At 69.9% G+C, this 17,851-nt stretch carries 14 protein-coding genes; 9 read left to right on the top strand and 5 right to left on the bottom strand.

The window, feature by feature from the left end:
• Nucleotides 1-3 precede the first annotated feature (3 nt).
• Genes ctaD through ACFIMZ_RS25800 form a run of 4 tightly spaced genes read left to right on the top strand, consistent with a single transcriptional unit; the run spans nt 4 to nt 3,417 of the window.
• The gene (gene ctaD, locus ACFIMZ_RS25815; RefSeq protein ID WP_431825111.1) at nt 4-1,758 is read left to right on the top strand and encodes a cytochrome c oxidase subunit I; all 1,755 of its coding nucleotides are present in this window, start codon (nt 4-6) and stop codon (nt 1,756-1,758) included.
• Nucleotides 1,755-2,366 carry a cytochrome c oxidase subunit 3 gene (locus tag ACFIMZ_RS25810; protein WP_431825110.1) on the top strand — a complete coding sequence of 204 codons (612 nt, stop codon included), beginning with the start codon at nt 1,755-1,757 and terminating at the stop codon, nt 2,364-2,366. Before ctaD ends, ACFIMZ_RS25810 begins: the two co-directional genes overlap by 4 nt.
• Entirely contained in the window at nt 2,363-3,067 is a 705-nt protein-coding gene (locus tag ACFIMZ_RS25805; protein WP_431825109.1) for a heme-copper oxidase subunit III family protein, read from the top strand. Before ACFIMZ_RS25810 ends, ACFIMZ_RS25805 begins: the two co-directional genes overlap by 4 nt.
• Before the next feature lie 8 nt (nt 3,068-3,075).
• Entirely contained in the window at nt 3,076-3,417 is a 342-nt protein-coding gene (locus ACFIMZ_RS25800) for a cytochrome C oxidase subunit IV family protein (protein ID WP_431825108.1), read from the top strand.
• A 10-nt stretch (nt 3,418-3,427) separates the two neighbouring features.
• On the opposite strand, the gene ACFIMZ_RS25795 is transcribed toward ACFIMZ_RS25800, so the two are convergent.
• The 4 genes from ACFIMZ_RS25795 to ACFIMZ_RS25780 are packed head-to-tail and all read right to left on the bottom strand — an operon-like array spanning nt 3,428 to nt 11,926.
• Nucleotides 3,428-7,624, bottom strand: a complete 4,197-nt coding sequence (locus tag ACFIMZ_RS25795) for a molybdopterin-dependent oxidoreductase (protein WP_431825107.1) — start codon at nt 7,622-7,624, stop codon at nt 3,428-3,430.
• Nucleotides 7,625-7,640: 16 nt separating this feature from the next.
• A complete protein-coding gene (nirD, locus tag ACFIMZ_RS25790) occupies nt 7,641-7,988 on the bottom strand; it encodes a nitrite reductase small subunit NirD (protein WP_042588849.1) in 348 nt (115 codons plus the stop codon).
• A gap of 42 nt (nt 7,989-8,030) precedes the next feature.
• A complete protein-coding gene (nirB, locus tag ACFIMZ_RS25785; protein ID WP_431825106.1) occupies nt 8,031-10,577 on the bottom strand; it encodes a nitrite reductase large subunit NirB in 2,547 nt (848 codons plus the stop codon).
• A gap of 23 nt (nt 10,578-10,600) precedes the next feature.
• Nucleotides 10,601-11,926 carry an MFS transporter gene (locus ACFIMZ_RS25780; protein WP_431825105.1) on the bottom strand — a complete coding sequence of 442 codons (1,326 nt, stop codon included), beginning with the start codon at nt 11,924-11,926 and terminating at the stop codon, nt 10,601-10,603.
• Between the two features lie 690 nt (nt 11,927-12,616).
• On the opposite strand from ACFIMZ_RS25780, the gene cobA reads away from it, so the two are divergent.
• From cobA to ACFIMZ_RS25755, 5 genes are all read left to right on the top strand, one after another.
• The gene (gene cobA, locus ACFIMZ_RS25775) at nt 12,617-13,402 is read left to right on the top strand and encodes a uroporphyrinogen-III C-methyltransferase (RefSeq protein ID WP_431825104.1); all 786 of its coding nucleotides are present in this window, start codon (nt 12,617-12,619) and stop codon (nt 13,400-13,402) included.
• Nucleotides 13,403-13,519: 117 nt separating this feature from the next.
• Nucleotides 13,520-14,116, top strand: coding sequence for an ANTAR domain-containing response regulator (locus tag ACFIMZ_RS25770; RefSeq protein WP_431825103.1), 597 nt, complete (start codon nt 13,520-13,522; stop codon nt 14,114-14,116).
• A gap of 11 nt (nt 14,117-14,127) precedes the next feature.
• The gene (locus ACFIMZ_RS25765; RefSeq protein WP_431825102.1) at nt 14,128-15,177 is read left to right on the top strand and encodes a CmpA/NrtA family ABC transporter substrate-binding protein; all 1,050 of its coding nucleotides are present in this window, start codon (nt 14,128-14,130) and stop codon (nt 15,175-15,177) included.
• A 137-nt stretch (nt 15,178-15,314) separates the two neighbouring features.
• Nucleotides 15,315-15,914 carry a uracil-DNA glycosylase family protein gene (locus ACFIMZ_RS25760; protein WP_059752056.1) on the top strand — a complete coding sequence of 200 codons (600 nt, stop codon included), beginning with the start codon at nt 15,315-15,317 and terminating at the stop codon, nt 15,912-15,914.
• A gap of 31 nt (nt 15,915-15,945) precedes the next feature.
• The gene (locus tag ACFIMZ_RS25755; RefSeq protein ID WP_431825101.1) at nt 15,946-16,743 is read left to right on the top strand and encodes a YkgJ family cysteine cluster protein; all 798 of its coding nucleotides are present in this window, start codon (nt 15,946-15,948) and stop codon (nt 16,741-16,743) included.
• A 19-nt stretch (nt 16,744-16,762) separates the two neighbouring features.
• Here the strand turns inward: ACFIMZ_RS25755 and ACFIMZ_RS25750 are convergent, their stop codons facing one another.
• Nucleotides 16,763-17,848, bottom strand: a complete 1,086-nt coding sequence (locus ACFIMZ_RS25750) for an alpha/beta hydrolase family protein (protein WP_431825100.1) — start codon at nt 17,846-17,848, stop codon at nt 16,763-16,765.
• Between the last annotated feature and the right edge of the window lie 3 nt (nt 17,849-17,851).

The raw sequence follows: 17,851 nt of genomic DNA, 5'->3' as shown, positions 1-17,851 counted from the left end.
GCAATGTCCTACGCGCACACCGACCACGTTCCGCAAAGCTTCTGGACCCGCTACGTCTGGAGCCAGGACCACAAGGTCATCGCCGTGCAGTATTCGCTGACGGCCATCGCCATCGGCCTGGTCGGCCTGGTGTTGTCGGACCTGATGCGGTTGCAGCTCGGCTTTCCGGGCAAGTTCAGTTTCATCGACGCCAACCACTACTACCAGTTCGTCACCATGCACGGGATGATCATGGTGATCTACCTGCTGACGGCGCTGTTCCTGGGCGGCTTCGGCAACTACCTGATCCCGCTGATGCTGGGCGCCCGCGACATGGTGTTCCCGTTTCTCAACATGCTGAGCTACTGGGTCTACCTGCTGGCCGTGCTGGTGCTGACGGCGAGCTTCTTCGTGCCGGGCGGGCCGACCGGCGCGGGCTGGACGCTGTATCCGCCCCAGGCCATCCTGCCGGGCACGCCGGGCGTGGAATGGGGCATCGTGCTGATGCTGGTGTCGCTGGCGATCTTCATCATCGCGGCGACGATGGGCGGCCTGAACTACGTCACCACCACGCTGCAGGCGCGCACGCGCGGCATGACGCTCATGCGCATGCCGCTCACGGTGTGGGGCATCTTCATCGCGACCATCATGGCGCTGCTGGCGTTTCCGGCGCTGTTCGTGTCCGCGGTGATGATGCTGCTCGACAAGACGCTCGGCACCAGCTTCTTCATGCCGGCCGTGGTGTCGATGGGACAGACGCTCAAGCAGGCCGGCGGCAGCCCGCTGCTGTTCCAGCACCTGTTCTGGTTCTTCGGGCATCCGGAGGTCTACATCGTCGCGCTGCCGGCCTTCGGCATCGTGTCGGACCTCATCAGCACGCACGCGCGCAAGAACATCTTCGGCTACAGGATGATGGTGTGGGCCATCATCATCATCGGCGTGCTGAGCTTCGTGGTCTGGGCGCACCACATGTTCATCGCCGGCATGAATCCGTACTTCGGCTTCTTCTTTGCCACCACCACGCTCATCATCGCCGTCCCGACCGCCCTCAAGGTCTACAACTGGGTGCTGACGCTGTGGCGCGGCGACATCCACCTGACCGTGCCGATGCTGTTTGCCATCGGCTTCGTCAGCACCTTCGTCCTGGGCGGGCTGACCGGGCTCTACCTCGGCAACGTGAGCGTGGACATTCCGCTGTCGAACACGTACTTCGTGGTCGCGCACTTCCATATGGTGATGGCCGTGTCGCCGATCCTGGTGGTGTTCGGCGGCATCTACCACTGGTATCCGAAGGTGACGGGCCGCATGCTCGACGACACGCTCGGGCGCGCGCACTTCTGGTTCACCTTCATCGGCACCTATGCGATCTACTTCCCGATGCACTATCTCGGCATCCTGGGCATGCCGCGGCGGTATTACGCGTACGAGGGCTACAGCTTCATTCCACCTTCGGCGCAGACGCTCAACACGTTCATCACCGTCATTGCGCTGATCGTTGCGGTGGCGCAGCTGCTGTTCCTGTACAACCTGGCGTGGAGCCTGGTACGCGGCAAGCGTGCCGACGGCAACCCGTGGCGGGCCACCACGCTGGAGTGGCAGACGCCGCAGACGCCGCCCGTGCACGGCAACTGGGGCGCCGCGCCGCCCGTCGTCTACCGCTGGGCGTACGAATACAGCCCGCCGGGACAAGAGGAAGACTTCGTCCCGCAGAACCAGCCGCCTGCGACGGCGCCTGAACCGGCCCACCCGACGCTTCAACCCGGCGAGGCACGCGAATGACCACCCTGCCCCGCTCCTTCGCTCCCGGCACGCCGCCGGTCCTGCCGAATGCAAGCCGCATCGGCCTGATCGTCTTCATCGCGGTGGCGACGACCCTGTTTTCACTGCTGCTGCTCGCCTATGCAATGCGCATGCGCGAGCCCGACTGGCAGCCGATCCCGCATCCGGCGCTGCTGTGGTGGAACACCGGCGCGCTGGCGCTGGCAAGCATCGCCATGCAGCGCGCCCGGCAGTTGACCTTGCACCGCGCGGCATGGCTGGTGTCCGGCGGCGTGCTGGCGGCCGTGTTCGTGATCGGGCAGCTGACCGCGTGGCGCATGCTGTCGGCGGCCGGGCAAACCGTCACCGTCAACCCGTCCAACAGCTTCCTCTACCTGCTCACCGGCCTGCACGGGTTGCATGTGCTGGGCGGGCTGGCGGCCTGGGCCGTGACGATCGCGCATCTCCGGCGCGCGGACCCGTTCCGGGCCCAGCGCGCCATCGCGCTGTGCGCGATCTACTGGCATTTCCTGCTGGCTGTCTGGCTCGTGCTGCTGGCGGCGATGTGGTGGATCACCCCCGAGTTCGTCGCCGCCATCTGCGGGCCGCTGTATGGAGCCGCGCCATGACCACGCCCACGCTGCCCACCGAATCCGCCGCCACGCCCACCGACGCCGGGCCTGACGGGTGGCGCGGCATCGTCACGGACTGGTCGGCCGACCGCGAAGCCTTCAAGGTGCCGTGGGGCAAGGCGATGATGTGGATCTTCCTGCTGTCGGACACCTTCATCTTCAGCAGCTTCCTGATCGGCTACATGACGGTGCGCATCTCGACCACGGCGCCGTGGCCCGACCCTTCCAAGGTGTTCGGGCTCACGGTGGGCGGCGTGGATGTGCCCCTGCTGCTGATCGCCATCATGACGTTCATCCTGATCACCAGCAGCGGCACCATGGCGATGGCCGTCAACTTCGGCTACCGGCGCAACGCAACGCGCGCCGCCGCGCTGTTGCTGGCGACCGCGCTGCTGGGCGCGAGCTTCGTGTCGATGCAGGCCCTCGAATGGACCAAGCTGATCGTCCATGAAGGTATCCGCCCCTGGGGCAACCCGATGGGCGCGGCGCAGTTTGGCGCGTGCTTCTTCATGATCACCGGGTTCCACGGCTTTCACGTGACCTGCGGCGTGATCTACCTGCTGCTGATCGCACGCAAGATCCTGCGGCCGGGGTTCACCGAGCACGGCAACTTCCAGATCGTCGAGATCGCCGGCTTGTACTGGCACTTCGTCGACCTGGTGTGGGTATTCATCTTTGCGCTGTTCTATTTGTGGTGAGGCAAGCCATGGACCACACCGATCCCGCCCACCGACCCGACGCCGCGCACGGCCAGCAGCATCCGATCGGCGTCTACCTGAAGATCTGGGCCCTGCTGTTCGTACTGAGCACGATGTCGTACCTGGTGGATTACTTCCGCGTGCAGGGCCTGCTGCGCTGGGCGCTGATCGTCGTGCTCATGCTCGCCAAGGCCGGGCTGATCGTGTCGATTTTCATGCACATGATGTGGGAGCGGCTGGCGCTGGTGTACGCCATCCTGATACCGCCCCTGTGCCTGCTGGTGCTGATGGTGCTGATGGCTGCCGAAGCGCATCACACCTTCGGCATGCGGGAGCTCTTCTTCCGTTGACCCGCCAGGATCAGTACACGTCCCGCACGTAACGCCGCTCCTTCGCCAGCCGCGCGACATACTCGCTCGCCTTGTCGTCCGACATCCCGCCGTGCGCGGCGACCACCGCCTTCAGCATCGCGTCGACGTCCTTCGCCATCCGCGCCGCGTCGCCGCACACGTAGAAGTGCGCGCCCTCCTCCAGCCACGCGAACAATTCGGCGCCGCGCTCGCGCATCCGGTCCTGCACGTAGACCTTCTCCGCCTGGTCGCGCGAGAACGCGACGTCGAGCCGCGTCAGGAAGCCGCTGTCGCGCATCGCGGTCAGCTCGTCGCGGTAATAGAAATCGGTCTGCGCATGCTGCTCGCCGAAGAACAGCCAGTTGCGGCCGCGCGCGCCGCGCGCCTGGCGCTCGTGCAGGAAGCCGCGGAACGGCGCGATGCCGGTGCCGGGGCCGACCATCACGATCGGCGCGTCGCCGCTCGCCGGCGGCCGGAAATGCGCGGACTTCTGCACGAACACCGGCACGCGGCCGTCTTCCGCGCGATCCGCGAGGAACGTCGACGCGACGCCCTTGCGCGCGCGCCGGCCGTTGTGGAAGCGCACCGCGGACACCGTCAGGTGGATCTCGTCGCGATGCGCCTTCGGGCTCGACGCGATCGAGTACAGGCGCGGCTGCATGCGCTTGAGCATGCCGACGAGCTCCGCGCCCGACAGCTCGACCGGGTATTCGTGCAGCACGTCGGCAAGCTGCTGCCCCCACAGCCAGTGCTTCAGGTCGGCCTTGCGCTCGTCGGCGAGCAGCGCGCCGAGCGCGCCGTTCGCGCTGCGCGCGGCGATGAGCGCGAGCGTATCCGGATGCGGACGCGTGATGTCGAAGTGGCGCGCGAGCGCGTCGCCGAGCCGCACTTCGCCGACGCCGCCGACCGTCACCGGCGTGTCGGCCTTCAGCGCGGTGATGTCGAGCAGCTCGTCCACCAGCGCCGGGCAGTTGGTCGGCCACACGCCGAGCGCGTCGCCGGCTTCGTATTCGAGGTTCGCGCCGTCGGTCGACAGCGACACGTAGCGCGTGTCCTTCGCCGCGCCCGCGTGATTCAGGCACAGGTTCGCGACGAGCCGCGACGGCGCCGGATGCGCCTTGGTCGGCAGCGCGCCCGACGGGATCATGCCTTCCGCCGGCACCGCGTGCAGCGCCGCGTCCTCTTCCTTGATGCGCGCGACGACGCGCTCGAGCCAGTGGTCGGCGTCGGCCTGGAATTCGACGTCGCAGTCGACGCGCGGCGACAGCCGCTTCGCGCCCAGCTCGGCAAGGCGCGCGTCGAGCTGGCGGCCGTGGCCGCAGAACTGGTCGTAGTTGCGATCGCCGAACCCGAGCACCGCGAAGTGCACGCCGTCGAGGCGCGCGGCGCCTTCGGCCCGCAGCGCGTCCCAGAACTCGCTGCCGTTGTCGGGCGGATCGCCGTCGCCGAACGTGCTCGTCATCAGCAGCACGTATTGCGCCTTCGCGAGCGACGCGAGCGGGTAGTCGGACATGCAGGTCGTGCGGATCTCGAAGCCCGCGTTCATCAGCTGCGTCGCGTAATCCTCGGTCAGCGATTCGATGTTGCCGGTCTGCGACGCCCACAGCAGCACGACCTTCGGCCGCGTGCGCACGATCCGCACGCCGCCCGGCGCGGCCGCATCGGCGTCGGCGCGCGCGCCCGCGGGCGCCGCGGACGGCTCGCCCCGCGCGGGCAGCGCGCGGCTGAACAGCCCGGCGAGCATCCCGTCGAGCCACCGGCGCGTCGGCGCGGCGAGCGGCGCGCTCGCCGGCAGCACGGGCACGCCGCCCGCGCGGCGGCCCGCGTCGCTGCGCATGCCGCTGACGAAGCCCGCGACGTACTGGCGCTCCGCATCGGAGAGCGCCGGCGGCGCCGTGTCGGCAATGCCGAGCGCGGCGGCGAAAGTATCGATGTCAGCCATGTCGAGTTCCTCGAACGCAGGGGCGCCGTGCGCGTCGGCCGGCTCCGGCCGGGCGGGCGCGTCGGCCGTGCCGCGCAGCCGGGTGTCGTCGTCCGCGTGCGCGGCGCTCGCCGCGGCGACCGGGCTCAGCGCGACCGCGCAGTATTTCAGTTCAGGTTGCTGCGAAACCGGGTCGATCGCGTCGCTCGTGACCGCGTTGATGCACAGCTCGTCTCCGTACACGTCGTTCCAGTGCATCGGCGCGAAGCAGTTGCCGGGCTGCACGCGGTCGGTCACGACCGCCGGCAGCACCGCGCGCCCGCGCCGCGAGCGGATCTCGACGCTGTCCTTCGCGGCGATGCCGAGCGCGCGCGCGTCGTCCGGATGAAGTTCGACGAACGGGCGCGGGTTCAGCTTGTTGAGCATCGCGACCTTGCCCGTCTTCGTCATCGTGTGCCACTGGTGCTGCAGCCGCCCGGTGTTCAGCACGATCGGGAATTCTCGGTCGGGCAGCTCGGCCGGCGCGGCGTGCGGCCGCGCGAAGAACTGCGCCTTGCCCGACGCGGTCGGAAACGCGAGGCGCGGAACGCCGCCGTCCGCCGCCGTGCGCAGCGTCTGGCTCACGCCGTCGTTCAGGTAGCGAACCGGATTGCGGTCGCGCACCAGGCCCGGCGCGCACGGCCACTGCAGCGGCGCATCGGCGAGCGCCGCATGGCTCGCGCCGCGCAGGTCGTAGCCGGTCGCCGGATTCGAGAAGCGGACGATCTCGTCGAACACGTCGGCGGCCGACGCGTAGTCGAACGCGTCGCCGAACCCCATCGCGCGCGCGACCCCGGCGACGATTTGCCAGTCCGGCAGCGCCTCGCCGGGCGGCTCGATCGCCTGCCGCATCAGCGTCAGGTTGCGCTCGGAGTTGACCATCACGCCTTCGCCCTCGGCCCACAGCGCGCCCGGCAGCAGGATGTCCGCGTAGCGGTTGGTTTCGGTGTCGAGGAACGCGTCCTGCGCGATCACGAGCTCGGCCGCCTGCAGGCCGGCGATCGCGTTCTGCCGGTTCGGGACCGTCGCGACGGGGTTCGTGCAGATGATCCAGCACGCCTTGATGTCGCCGGCCGCCATCCGTTCGAACAGGTCGACGGTGCCGTTGCCGGTGTCGGTGCGCAGCGTGCCGCGCGGCACCTGCCACACGTCCTCGACGAACTGACGGTCCGTGTCCGACAGCACCGAGCGCTGGCCCGGCAGCCCCGGCCCCATGTAGCCCATCTCGCGCCCGCCCATCGCGTTCGGCTGGCCGGTCAGCGAGAACGGCCCGCTGCCGGGCCGGCACAGCTTGCCGGTCGCCAGGTGCAGGTTGCAAATCGCATTGGTGTTCCACACGCCGTGGGTGCTCTGGTTGAGCCCCATCGTCCAGCAGCTCATCCACTCCGGCGCGTCGCCGATCCACTGCGCGGCGAGCCGGATATCGGCTTCGGCCAGCCCGGTGATCTCCGCGACCTTCTCCGGCGTATAGTCGGCGAGGAACGTCGGCATCGCGTCCCACCCTTCGGTGAACTGGGCGATGAACGCGGCGTCGGTCTTGCCGTTCGCGTGCAGCAGATGCAGCAGGCCGTTCATCAGCGCGAGATCGGTGCCGGCGCGGATCGGCAGGTACAGGTCCGCCTTGTCCGCGGTGCCGGTACGGCGCGGATCGACGACGATCAGCTTCGCGCCGGCCTTCACGCGGTCCATCATCCGCAGGAACAGGATCGGGTGGCAGTCCGCCATGTTCGCGCCGATCACGAAGAACAGGTCCGCGCGATCGAAATCCTCGTACGACCCGGGCGGGCCGTCCGCGCCGAGCGACAGCTTGTAGCCGCTGCTTGCGCTCGCCATGCACAGCCGCGAGTTCGACTCGATCTGGTTGGTGCCGACGAAGCCCTTCGCGAGCTTGTTGATCAGGTACTGCGCCTCGATCGACATCTGGCCGGACACGTAGAACGACAGCGCGTCCGGGCCGTGCGCATCGAGCACCGCGCGCAGGCGGCGCCCGGTTTCGCCGATCGCGTCGCGCACCGGCAGCGGCACGAGGTCGTCGTCGCGCGCGCGGCGCACGAACGCGCCTTCGAGCCGCCCGGACTGCCGCAGCGCGACGTGCGCCGACGAACCCTTCGTGCAGAGCCGCCCGAAGTTGGTCGGATGGTCGGGGTCGCCGGACACCTTGACGACCTCGCCGTCCTCGACGTGCAGCACCATCCCGCAGCCGACGCCGCAGTACGGGCACACGCTCTTCACGTTCGTGGCGGTCATGTTCGCTCCGTGTCCGTCAGCCCGCGACCCACACGAAGCCGTCTTCGACGCGCGACGGATAGGTGCTCACCGACTGCTCCGGCACTTCGAGGCATTCGCCGGTGCGCAGGTCGAAGTGATGCTTGTACAGCGGCGACGCGACGACGATCCGCTCGCCGAGATTGCCGATCAGCCCGCGCGACATCACCGCCGCGTGCGACGCCGGATCGACGTTGCCGATCGCGAACACGCCGCCGTCCGCATGCGCGACGTGGAACACGGCAACCTGCTCGCCGTTGACGAGCGCGCATACGCCGGTGTTCGGCACGATCTCGTCGAGCGCGCACACGGGGGTCCAGGACACGGGAATACGATCGTTGCTCATGGCGTTCTCCTTGCTGACGATGACTGTGACGATAACTGCCGCTCAGACGGTTTCGACCACCACCGGAATCTCGACGGGCTTGCCGCGCATGCGCTCGTCGGGCGTCGCGGGGCGGATCTGGCCGCGCGTCTCGACGAATGCGATGTTCGCGTCCGGCGCGTCGCTGTTCACGAAGTGACGGAAGCGCTTGCGCGTGTCCGGATCGGTGACGGCCTTCTTCCATTCGCATTCGTAGGTGTCGACCACGTGCTGCATGTCGGCCTCGAGTTCGGCCGCGAGCCCGAGCTTGTCGTTGACGACGACGTCGATCAGGTAGTCGAGCCCGCCTTCGAGGTTGTCGCGCCATACGCTCGTGCGCTGCAGCCGGTCCGCGGTGCGGATGTAGAACATCAGGAAGCGGTCGACGTAGCGGACCAGCGTGGCGCGGTCGAGGTCGGCCGCGAGCAGCTCCGCGTGGCGCGGCTTCATCCCGCCGTTGCCGCACACGTACAGGTTCCAGCCCTTCTCGGTCGCGATGATGCCGACGTCCTTGCCCTGCGCTTCCGCGCATTCGCGGGTGCAGCCCGACACGCCGAACTTCAGCTTGTGCGGCGCGCGCAGGCCCTTGTAGCGGTTCTCGAGGTCGATCGCGAGGCCGACCGAATCGTCGACGCCGTAGCGGCACCACGTCGAGCCGACGCACGACTTCACGGTGCGCAGCGACTTGCCGTACGCGTGCCCCGACTCGAAGCCCGCGGCGATCAGCTCCTCCCAGATCAGCGGCAGCTGCTCGACGCGCGCGCCGAACAGGTCGACCCGCTGGCCGCCCGTGATCTTCGTATAGAGGCCGTATTTCTTCGCGACCTGGCCGACCGCGATCAGCCCTTCCGGCGTCACCTCGCCGCCCGGCATGCGCGGCACGACGGAGTACGTGCCGTCGCGCTGGATGTTCGCGAGGTAGTAGTCGTTCGAGTCCTGCAGCGCCGCGTGCTCCTTCTTCAGCACGAACTCGTTGAAGCACGACGCGAGGATGCCCGCGACCGCCGGCTTGCAGATGTCGCAGCCGAGGCCGTGGCCATGCTTCGCGAGCAGCGCGCCGAAGGTCTGGATGCGCTCGACGCGGATCAGGTGGAACAGCTCCTGGCGCGAATACGGGAAGTGTTCGCAAATATGGTTGTTGACCGCGAGGCCCTGCTTCTTCATCTCGGCCTTCATGATCTGCGTGACGAGCGGCACGCAGCCGCCGCACGACGTGCCCGCGCCGGTGCACGACTTCATCGCGGCGATGCTCGTCGCGCCGTCGCCGACCGCCGCGCAGATCTGCGACTTCGACACGTTGTTGCACGAGCAGATCTGCGCGAGCGCCGGCAGCGCGTCGACGCCGAGCACCGGCTTCGCCGCGCCGTCCGACGACGGCAGGATCAGGAATTCCGGCGACTCGGGCAGCTCGATGCGGTTCAGCATCATCTGCAGCAGCGTGCCGTATTCGGCCGCGTCGCCGACCATCACCGCGCCTTGCAGGAACTTGCCGCAGTCGGACACGACGAGCTTCTTGTACACCTGCTTGCGCTCGTCGGCGTACTGGTAGGTGCGGCTGCCGGCCGTCGCGCCGTGCGCGTCGCCGATGCTCGCGACGTCGACCCCCATCAGCTTCAGCTTCGTGCTCAGGTCCGCGCCGGCGAACGCCGCGGCAACGCCCGCCAGCTGCTTCGCCACCACGCGCGCCATGTCGTAGCCCGGCGCGACGAGGCCGTACACCATGCCGTTCCACGCCGCGCATTCGCCGATCGCGTAGATGTCCGGGTCGCTCGTGCGGCAGCCGTCGTCGATCGCGACGCCGCCGCGCGGGCCGAGGTCGAGCCCGCACGCGCGCGCCAGCTCGTCGCGCGCGCGGATGCCGGCCGAGAACACGATCATGTCGGTGTCGAGGTGCGAGCCGTCGGCGAACTTCATCCGGTGCGTGCCTTCCTCGCCGTCGACGATCTCGAGCGTGTTCCTGCCGGTGTGCACCGTCACGCCGAGCGCTTCGATCTTCGCGCGCAGCATCCGGCCGCCGCCGTCGTCGACCTGCACGGCCATCAGGCGCGGCGCGAATTCGACGACGTGCGTATCGAGCCCCAGGTCGCGCAGCGCCTTCGCGCATTCGAGGCCGAGCAGCCCGCCGCCGACCACGACGCCGCGCTTCGCGTGCGCGCCGCACGCCTGCATCGCTTCGAGGTCCTCGATCGTGCGGTACACGAAGCAGTCCGCGCGCTCGCGGCCCGGCACCGGCGGCACGAACGGCCGCGAGCCGGTCGCCAGCACGAGCTTGTCGTAGGCGAGCGTTTCGCCCGACGCCAGCGTGACCGTATGCGCGTCGCGGTCGATCGACGCGACCTGCGCGTTCAGGCGCAGGTCGAACTGCGGGTGCTGCTCGAAGAAGCCCGGCGCGACGAGCGACAGGTCGTCCGCCGACTTCCCCGAGAAGAATTCGGACAGGTGCACGCGATCGTACGCGGGGCGCGGCTCCTCGCCGAGCACGGTCACCTGCAGCGCGCCGACGGGTTCCGCCGCGACGCACTCGAGCAGCTTGTGACCGACCATGCCGTGACCGATGACGATGAGTTTCATGATGGTTATCCTCGGACGTTCAATCAGTTCGCGACGCCGCTCGCGGCCAGCGCGCGTTCGCGCAGCGCCGCCTCGCGGGCCTTGTGTTCTTCGCTGAAGCGCACCGCCATCGCGCACAGCGCCGACGCGGTGACGACGAGCCCGAGCAGGCTCAGCGTGTGCTGCACGTCGCCGACGCCCTTCAGCAGGAAGCCCGCCGCGACCGCGCCCACGTTGCCGCCCGCGCCGACGATGCCCGCGACGCCGCCGAGCGCCTTGCGGTCGATGAACGGCACGAGCGCGTAGGTCGCACCGCAGGCCATGTGCGTGAAGAGGCCGAAGGTCAGCATCGCGGCCAGCGCGACCCCGATGCTGTCCGCATGCGAGAACCAGATCAGGCCGAGCCCTTCGCCGACGATCAGCGCGCACAGCAGCATCGCGCGCACGTCGAGGCTGCGGCGCGCGGCGACCTTGTCCGACAGCCAGCCGCCGAGCGCGCGGGCGAACAGCGCGAGCAGGCCGAACAGCCCGGCGGCGAGCCCCGCGTCCTTCAGCGACAGGTGGAAGTGATCGACGTAGTACAGCGCGGCGATGTTGTGGATGAACACCTCGACGCCGAAGCACGCGCCGTACGTGACGAACAGCATCCACACGCGATAGTTCGCGCACGCCGCGAAGAAGCTCGCCCAGCCGCCCTTCTTGCCGCTGTCGATCGTCACGCCCGCTTTGCGCAGCGCGATGAAGTCGCCTTGCGGGCAGTCCTGCGTGTAGCGCCAGTAGACCCACGCCATCACGAGCATCGCGATGCCCGGCACGACGAGCGCGACGCGCCACGCGGACGTGTCGCCGAAGCCGAGCAGCATCGCGGCCGCGACGAGCAGCGGCAGGCACGCCTGCGCCGCGCCCGCGCCGGCGTTGCCCCAGCCGGCCGACGTCGCGTTCGCGGTGCCGACGACGTTCGGCGCGAACATCACCGACGTGTGGTACTGCGTGATCACGAAGCTCGCGCCGACCGCGCCGATGCCGAGCCGGCAGATCAGGAACGTCAGGTAGTCATGGCTGAACGCGACCGCGATCACCGGAATCGCGCCGATCGCGAGCAGCCCCGCATAGACGCGGCGCGGGCCGAATCGGTCGCACAAGGGGCCGACGACCAGCCGCACGACGATCGTCGCGGCGACCGCGGCGATGTTGATGTTCGCCACCTGCGCGGCGCTCAGGTGGAATTCGCGCGCGATCAGCGGCATCAGCGGCGCACACGCGAACCATGCGAAGAAGCAGACGAAAAACGCCATCCACGTCAGATGGAACGCGCGCATCGGCGCGCTGCCGAAACTGAAGAGATCGATGCGGGTAGCCTTGTCGGACATATCTCATTCACCAAACAAAAACGGCGTCCTGCGAACCCGGTCTCGTGTCGAGACCCGATGCGAAGGACGCCGTTGCCCAGGGAGCCCGTTGCCGGGCATGTCGGTAATCGGTGCTGCGGGCCAATCGTCGTTGATTGACTCGATCGATATAACGCAAGCGCCGTGCCAACCCGGGCTCAATCCCATCGTATGACGGCTTGCGGCGTGTTCAAGCGGTTCCCGACCCGCGTTTGCGCCAGATCAGCGACGCGTCGTGATGCAGCGAGGCACAGTTGTGGTGCGACGCAGCACTGTCGCCGTGCGGCATCGCGGTGCACGCTTGTGGTGAATGGCGCACGGGCTTGCGGCATTGCACCGGCGTGCGCGCACGCGGCCCGCATGCGCCTCCGGCGGCCATGCGCGGCGGGGTGCGATGCGCAACACGCCGCGTTCAAAGGCTGGCCCGGATATTGCTGAAACGTCGGAAGACATCGGCAACGGCGCCGATGTGCGGTACTCGCAACGCGCGCGCCCGCCGTCACGGACGGGGACGCATCAGGACAACGGCGTCCCTCCGTGCCGAACGCACGGGCGGATGCCGTTGTCGCTTCGACGCGCGCGCGCATGCGCATGCGGGTGACCGCATCGGAACCGTAGCGGGACCCGCTTCGCACACTTGACCGCCACGCGCGCGTGGCACTGGAATTCATCATGACGACTGGCAAGGTCACCCTGCTCGGCGCCGGCCCCGGCGATCTCGACCTGCTCACGCTGAAGGCCGTGAAGGCGCTCGCCGCCGCCGACGTGCTGCTGCTCGACGACCTGGTCAACCCGGAGATCGTCACGCTCGCGCCCCAGGCGCGCGTCGTGCGCGTCGGCAAGCGCGGCGGCTGCCGCTCGACGCCGCAGGCGTTCATCGAGCGGCTGATGCGCCGCTACGCGCTGCGCGGCGCGCACGTCGTGCGCGTCAAGGGCGGCGAGGCGCTGCTGTTCGGCCGCGCCGGCGAGGAACTGAAGACGCTGCGCGACGCGGCGATTCCGGTCGAGATCGTCAACGGCATCTCGTCGGGCTTCGCGGCGGCCGCGAGCCTCGGCGTGTCGCTCACGCATCGCGACCACTGCCAGGGCGTCACGTTCGTCACCGCGCACCTGCAGGACCACGGCGAACCCGACTGGCCGCGCGTTGCGGCAACCGGCACCACGCTCGCGATCTACATGGGCATGACCCGCATCGAGCGGATCGCCGCCGGCCTGCTCGCCGCGCTGCCCGCGTCGACGCCGGCCGCGGCCGTGCAATGGGCGGGCACGCCCGCCGAGCGCCGCTGGACCGGCACGCTCGGCGCGCTGGCCCAAGGCGTCGCGCAGGCCGGGCTCGGCAGCCCGGCGGTGATCCTGGTCGGCGCGGCGCTCGGCGAAGCCGCGGCGGGCGCGGGCACGGGAGCGAGCGATGTCGATGCCAGCGCCGATGCCGAGTCCGCCGCCCGGCGCGCGGCGTAGGATGCGGCGCGCAATGCGGCCCATGCCGCCGATCTATATTGAAAGCGTCGGCCGCCCGCGCGGCGGCCGACGGAAGTCCCGCCGGGACGCCGCTCTCCTGTTTCGTCGGCTTGCATCATGAGTGCGTCCGCTACACCTGCCAGGCTGCGCGTGCTGCTCGTCACCGATACGCAGAAACCGATCGGCGACCTGCGCGACGCGCTCGCGCGCCTCGGCTACGAGATGCTGAACGAAGTGGCGACGCCGGCGCGGCTGCCGGCCGTCGTCGAGGCGCAGCGGCCCGACGTCGTGATCATCGACACCGAATCGCCGTCGCGCGACACGCTCGAGCAGCTCGCGGTGATGAACGCGACCGCGCCCCGCCCGGTGCTGATGTTCAGCCACGACGCCAACCAGACGCTGATCCGCGCAGCGGTCGGCGCGGGGGTCAGCGCGTATCTCGTCGAAGGGCTGTCGGCCGAGCGGCTTGCACCGATCCTCGAAGTCGCGCTCGCCCGCTTCTCGCACGACGAAGCGCTGCGCCAGCGGCTCGCCGACGTCGAGCGCGAACTCGCCGACCGCAAGCTGATCGATCGCGCGAAACGCCTGCTGATGGACCGCCGCCACCTGTCCGAGCACGATGCGTACGCGACCCTGCGCAAGCGCGCGATGGACCAGGGCATCCGCATCGTCGACGCCGCGCGCCAGGTGCTCGCAGCCGACCCGCAACCATGACCGTCACCGCCATGACCTCTTCGACCGCCGCCGCGCCGGAACGCGCGCATCTCCGTCTCGGCTTCGTCGCACTGAGCGACGCCGCCCCGCTGATCGTCGCGCAGCGCCTCGGCCTCGGCGCGCGCCACGGCCTCACGCTCGAACTGAGCCGCCAGCCGTCGTGGGCCGCGGTGCGCGACAAGCTGCTGTCCGGCGAGCTCGACGCCGCGCATGCGCTGTACGGCCTCGTCTGCGGGATGCAGCTCGGCATCGGCAGCCCGCAGGCCGACATGGCCGTGCTGATGGTGCTGAACCGCAACGGCCAGGCGATCACGTTCTCCGGGCCGCTCGCCGACGCGTTCCGCGCGCGCGGCAACCTGCGCGACGCGCTCGCGACGCTCGGCCGCCCGCCCGTGTTCGCACAGACCTTCCCGACCGGCACGCACGCGATGTGGCTCTATCACTGGCTCGCGTCGCACGGCGTCGATCCGATGCGCGAGATTCGCAGCGTCGTGATCCCGCCGCCCGAGATGGTCGCCGCGCTCGCGAACGGCGAGCTCGACGGCTTTTGCGCGGGCGAGCCGTGGCATGCAGTCGCCCAGGCGTGCCGCGCGGGCCGGACCGTCGCCGTGACGAGCGAAGTCTGGCCCGATCATCCGGAAAAGGCGCTCGCGTGCCGGCGCGATTTCACCGAGCTGTATCCGAACACCGCGCGCGCGCTGATCCGCACGCTCGTCGACGCGTGCGCGTGGCTCGACAGCCCCGCGCACCGCAGCGAAGCCGCGGACTGGCTCGCGTCGCCGGACGCGATCGGCGTGCCGGCCGCGCTGATCGCGCCGCGCCTGCTCGGCGACTACGGCGCGGGGCCGTTCGCCGCGCCGCCGCTGCCGGTCGCGTTTCATGCGAACGGCACGGTGAACCGGCCGTGCGCCGACGACGGCCTGTGGTTCCTGTCGCAGTACCGGCGCTGGGGCATGCGCGACGGCGCGCAGGACGACGACCGGGCGCGCGTTGCTGCGGTCGCGCAAACCGCGATGTATGATGCAGCCGTCGCCGAAATGGGCGCGACGCGCGCCGACTGAGCCAGGCGTTCGGGGTAAGTCCCCCGAATGGGTTCCATGAACGGCGCGCGTGCCGCGCGCCCGCCCCGGTTCCCAATTAGAATCCGATCCGCGCGCGACTCGCCGCAAAACCGCATCCCCCGCAACGCATACCCCCGATGCCGAACCGACCGCACGCGCCGCTCGACGCGCTGCTTGCCGAAATCCGCGCGTGCCGCGTGTGCGAAGCCGAGCTGCCGCTCGGCCCGCGCCCCGTGCTGCGCGCGCACCGCGACGCCCGCATCCTGATCGTCGGGCAGGCGCCCGGCGCGCGCGTGCATGCGAGCGGCATCCCGTGGGACGACGCAAGCGGCAAGCGGCTGCGCGACTGGCTCGGCGTCGACGCCGACACGTTCTACGACGCATCGCGCTTCGCGATCGTGCCGATGGGCTTCTGCTATCCGGGCCGCGGCGCGAGCGGCGACAACCCGCCGCGCCCCGAATGCGCGCCGCTGTGGCTCGACCGCCTGCTCGCCGAACTGCCGGCGATCCGCCTGACGCTGCTGGTCGGCCAGTACGCGCAGCGGCATTTCCTGCGCGACACGCGCAAGGCGACGCTGACGGACACCGTGCGCGCGTGGCGCGACTACGGCCCGGCGGTGCTGCCGCTGCCGCATCCGTCGCCGCGCAACACGGGATGGTTCAAGCACCATCCGTGGTTCGACGCCGACGTCGTGCCGGAACTGCGCCGCCGGGTTGCCGCTCTCGTCGAGCCGTGACCCCAACCCCGAATCCGACCAGGAACCCTGAGTGAACGACATCGATTTTGCGTGCACGTCCTGCGGCAAGTGCTGCCATGACCTGCGCCTCCTGCTGACCATCGACGAAGCGATCGCGTGGCTGCAACGCGGCGGCCGCGTGGAACTGCTGTGCGACGCGATCCCGTGGCCGGTCGAACCCGAGCCGGACAACGCACTCGCCGCGCACAAGCGGGCCCGCTCGACGCCCGCGCTCAGCGGCGCGCTGCCGGTGCGCGTGACGACCTTGCTCACCGCGTGTTACGCGGGGCCGTGCCCGAACCTGCGCGCCGACATGCGCTGCGGGATCTACGACGAACGGCCGCTCGTGTGCCGGATCTATCCGGCCGAAATCAATTCGTTCGTCGAGTTGTCGCCGGAAGGCAAGAGTTGTCCGCCCGACGCATGGCAGACGACGCCGCTGCTGCGCGGCGGCATGATCGTCGACGACGTCACGCGGCGCGACATCGAGCGGTCGCGCGCAGCGAACGTGGCCGAGGCGCCGCTGCGCGCGCACGTGTGTGCGGCGCTCGGCGTGGCTACGGCGGCGATCGCGAACGAGGGCTTCGTGATCCATGCGCCGGCGCCGGACGCGCTGCTCGCCGCGCTGAACGGTGTGCGAGCGGCGCCGGCCGCGGTCGAGGCGGACGACGCGGGCGCGCAATGGACCCTGCTGTCCAATCGCGCGGCGACGGTGGATGCGCTCGCGTCGACGGGCGCTGCCGCCGGGTTGACAGCGAGCGCGGTCGACGACGCCCGGGCGTTCCGCTACCTCGGGTTCTTCCCGGACGCGGCCGCGCCCGTCGCGTGACCGCCGCGCCGCTGCGCAATCACCGGCGCACCGCCCCGGCACGCGTCAGGCGTTCGACGAACCAGTCGCACACGAACGCGGTCCGCTCGGCCGAATGGTTGTAGATCGTATGCTCGCCGTCTGGCCAGATCCTGAGCGTCGCGTCGCCTGACGTCGCCGCATCGAGAAACGGCTGCTGGTCGTCGATCCGGACCAGCGGATCCTCGCCGCCATGCAGCACCAGCAGCGGGCACGCGATCCGGTCGCGCCGCGGCTGGAAACGCATCCGCTCGAAGTTCGCCGAGATCGCGTCCGGGTCCCGGTTGCCGAGCATCGCGGCGGCCTGCTCGACGAACGTGCGGAACGGCAGCAGCGTCGGCGCGGCGAGCGCGCCGTTCACGCAGCACGCGGCAATCCGGGGGTCCGACGCGGCGGTGGACGCCGCCCACAATCCGCCGACGCTGTTCCCCCAGATGCCGATCGGGCCGAGCGACGCATCGTCGGCGATCCGGTCGACGAAGCGCCGGTACGCGGCGGCCACATCGACGTCGACATGAATCCGCTGCTCGAGCCGGGTTTCGCCCTGTCCGGGCCCCTCGGCGAGCAGCGTCGCGACGCCGCGCACCGCGAGCGCACGGGCGATCGGCCAGTACGCGAAGCCCCAGCCGCTCTGCCCGCCGAACACCACGACCGTGCCGCGCACCGTGGCCGCCGGCGGCCGGACGAGCCAGCCGATCAGGTTCGCGCCGGCGAACGGCAGCTCGACGCGTTCGATCCGCTGGTCCGCCCAGTCCGCGAGGCGGCGGGCCGCGTCGCTCATGCGCGCATACAGTTGCCGCTTGCGCGGCACGTCGTCGTTGAACGCCATCTGCGCGAACAGCAGGCCGGCGATCGCCATCGCCTGCGCCTCCGCCGCCGTCGTCAGGTGCCCGGCGTCGGCCGCCTGAGCGGCGCGCGCGAGCTGCGCGTCGGCGAGCGCTTCCGCGGCCGCGTCCCACGGCTCGCCGGCGGCCGTCCGCGCGTGCAGCGCCGTCGCGTCCGCATAGTCCATCCTGCAGTCGAGCAGCCGCGTCAGCGGCATCGCGCGCTGCAGCGCCAGGGTGAAGGAAGAAAGGTTGTCCGTCATCGT

Source organism: Burkholderia sp. F1 (assembly GCF_050813845.1).
In the GTDB taxonomy this organism is placed as follows: domain Bacteria; phylum Pseudomonadota; class Gammaproteobacteria; order Burkholderiales; family Burkholderiaceae; genus Burkholderia; species Burkholderia ubonensis.
The sequence above is the reverse complement of the archived record's forward strand: the minus strand, read 5'-3'. Positions and strand labels throughout refer to the sequence as shown.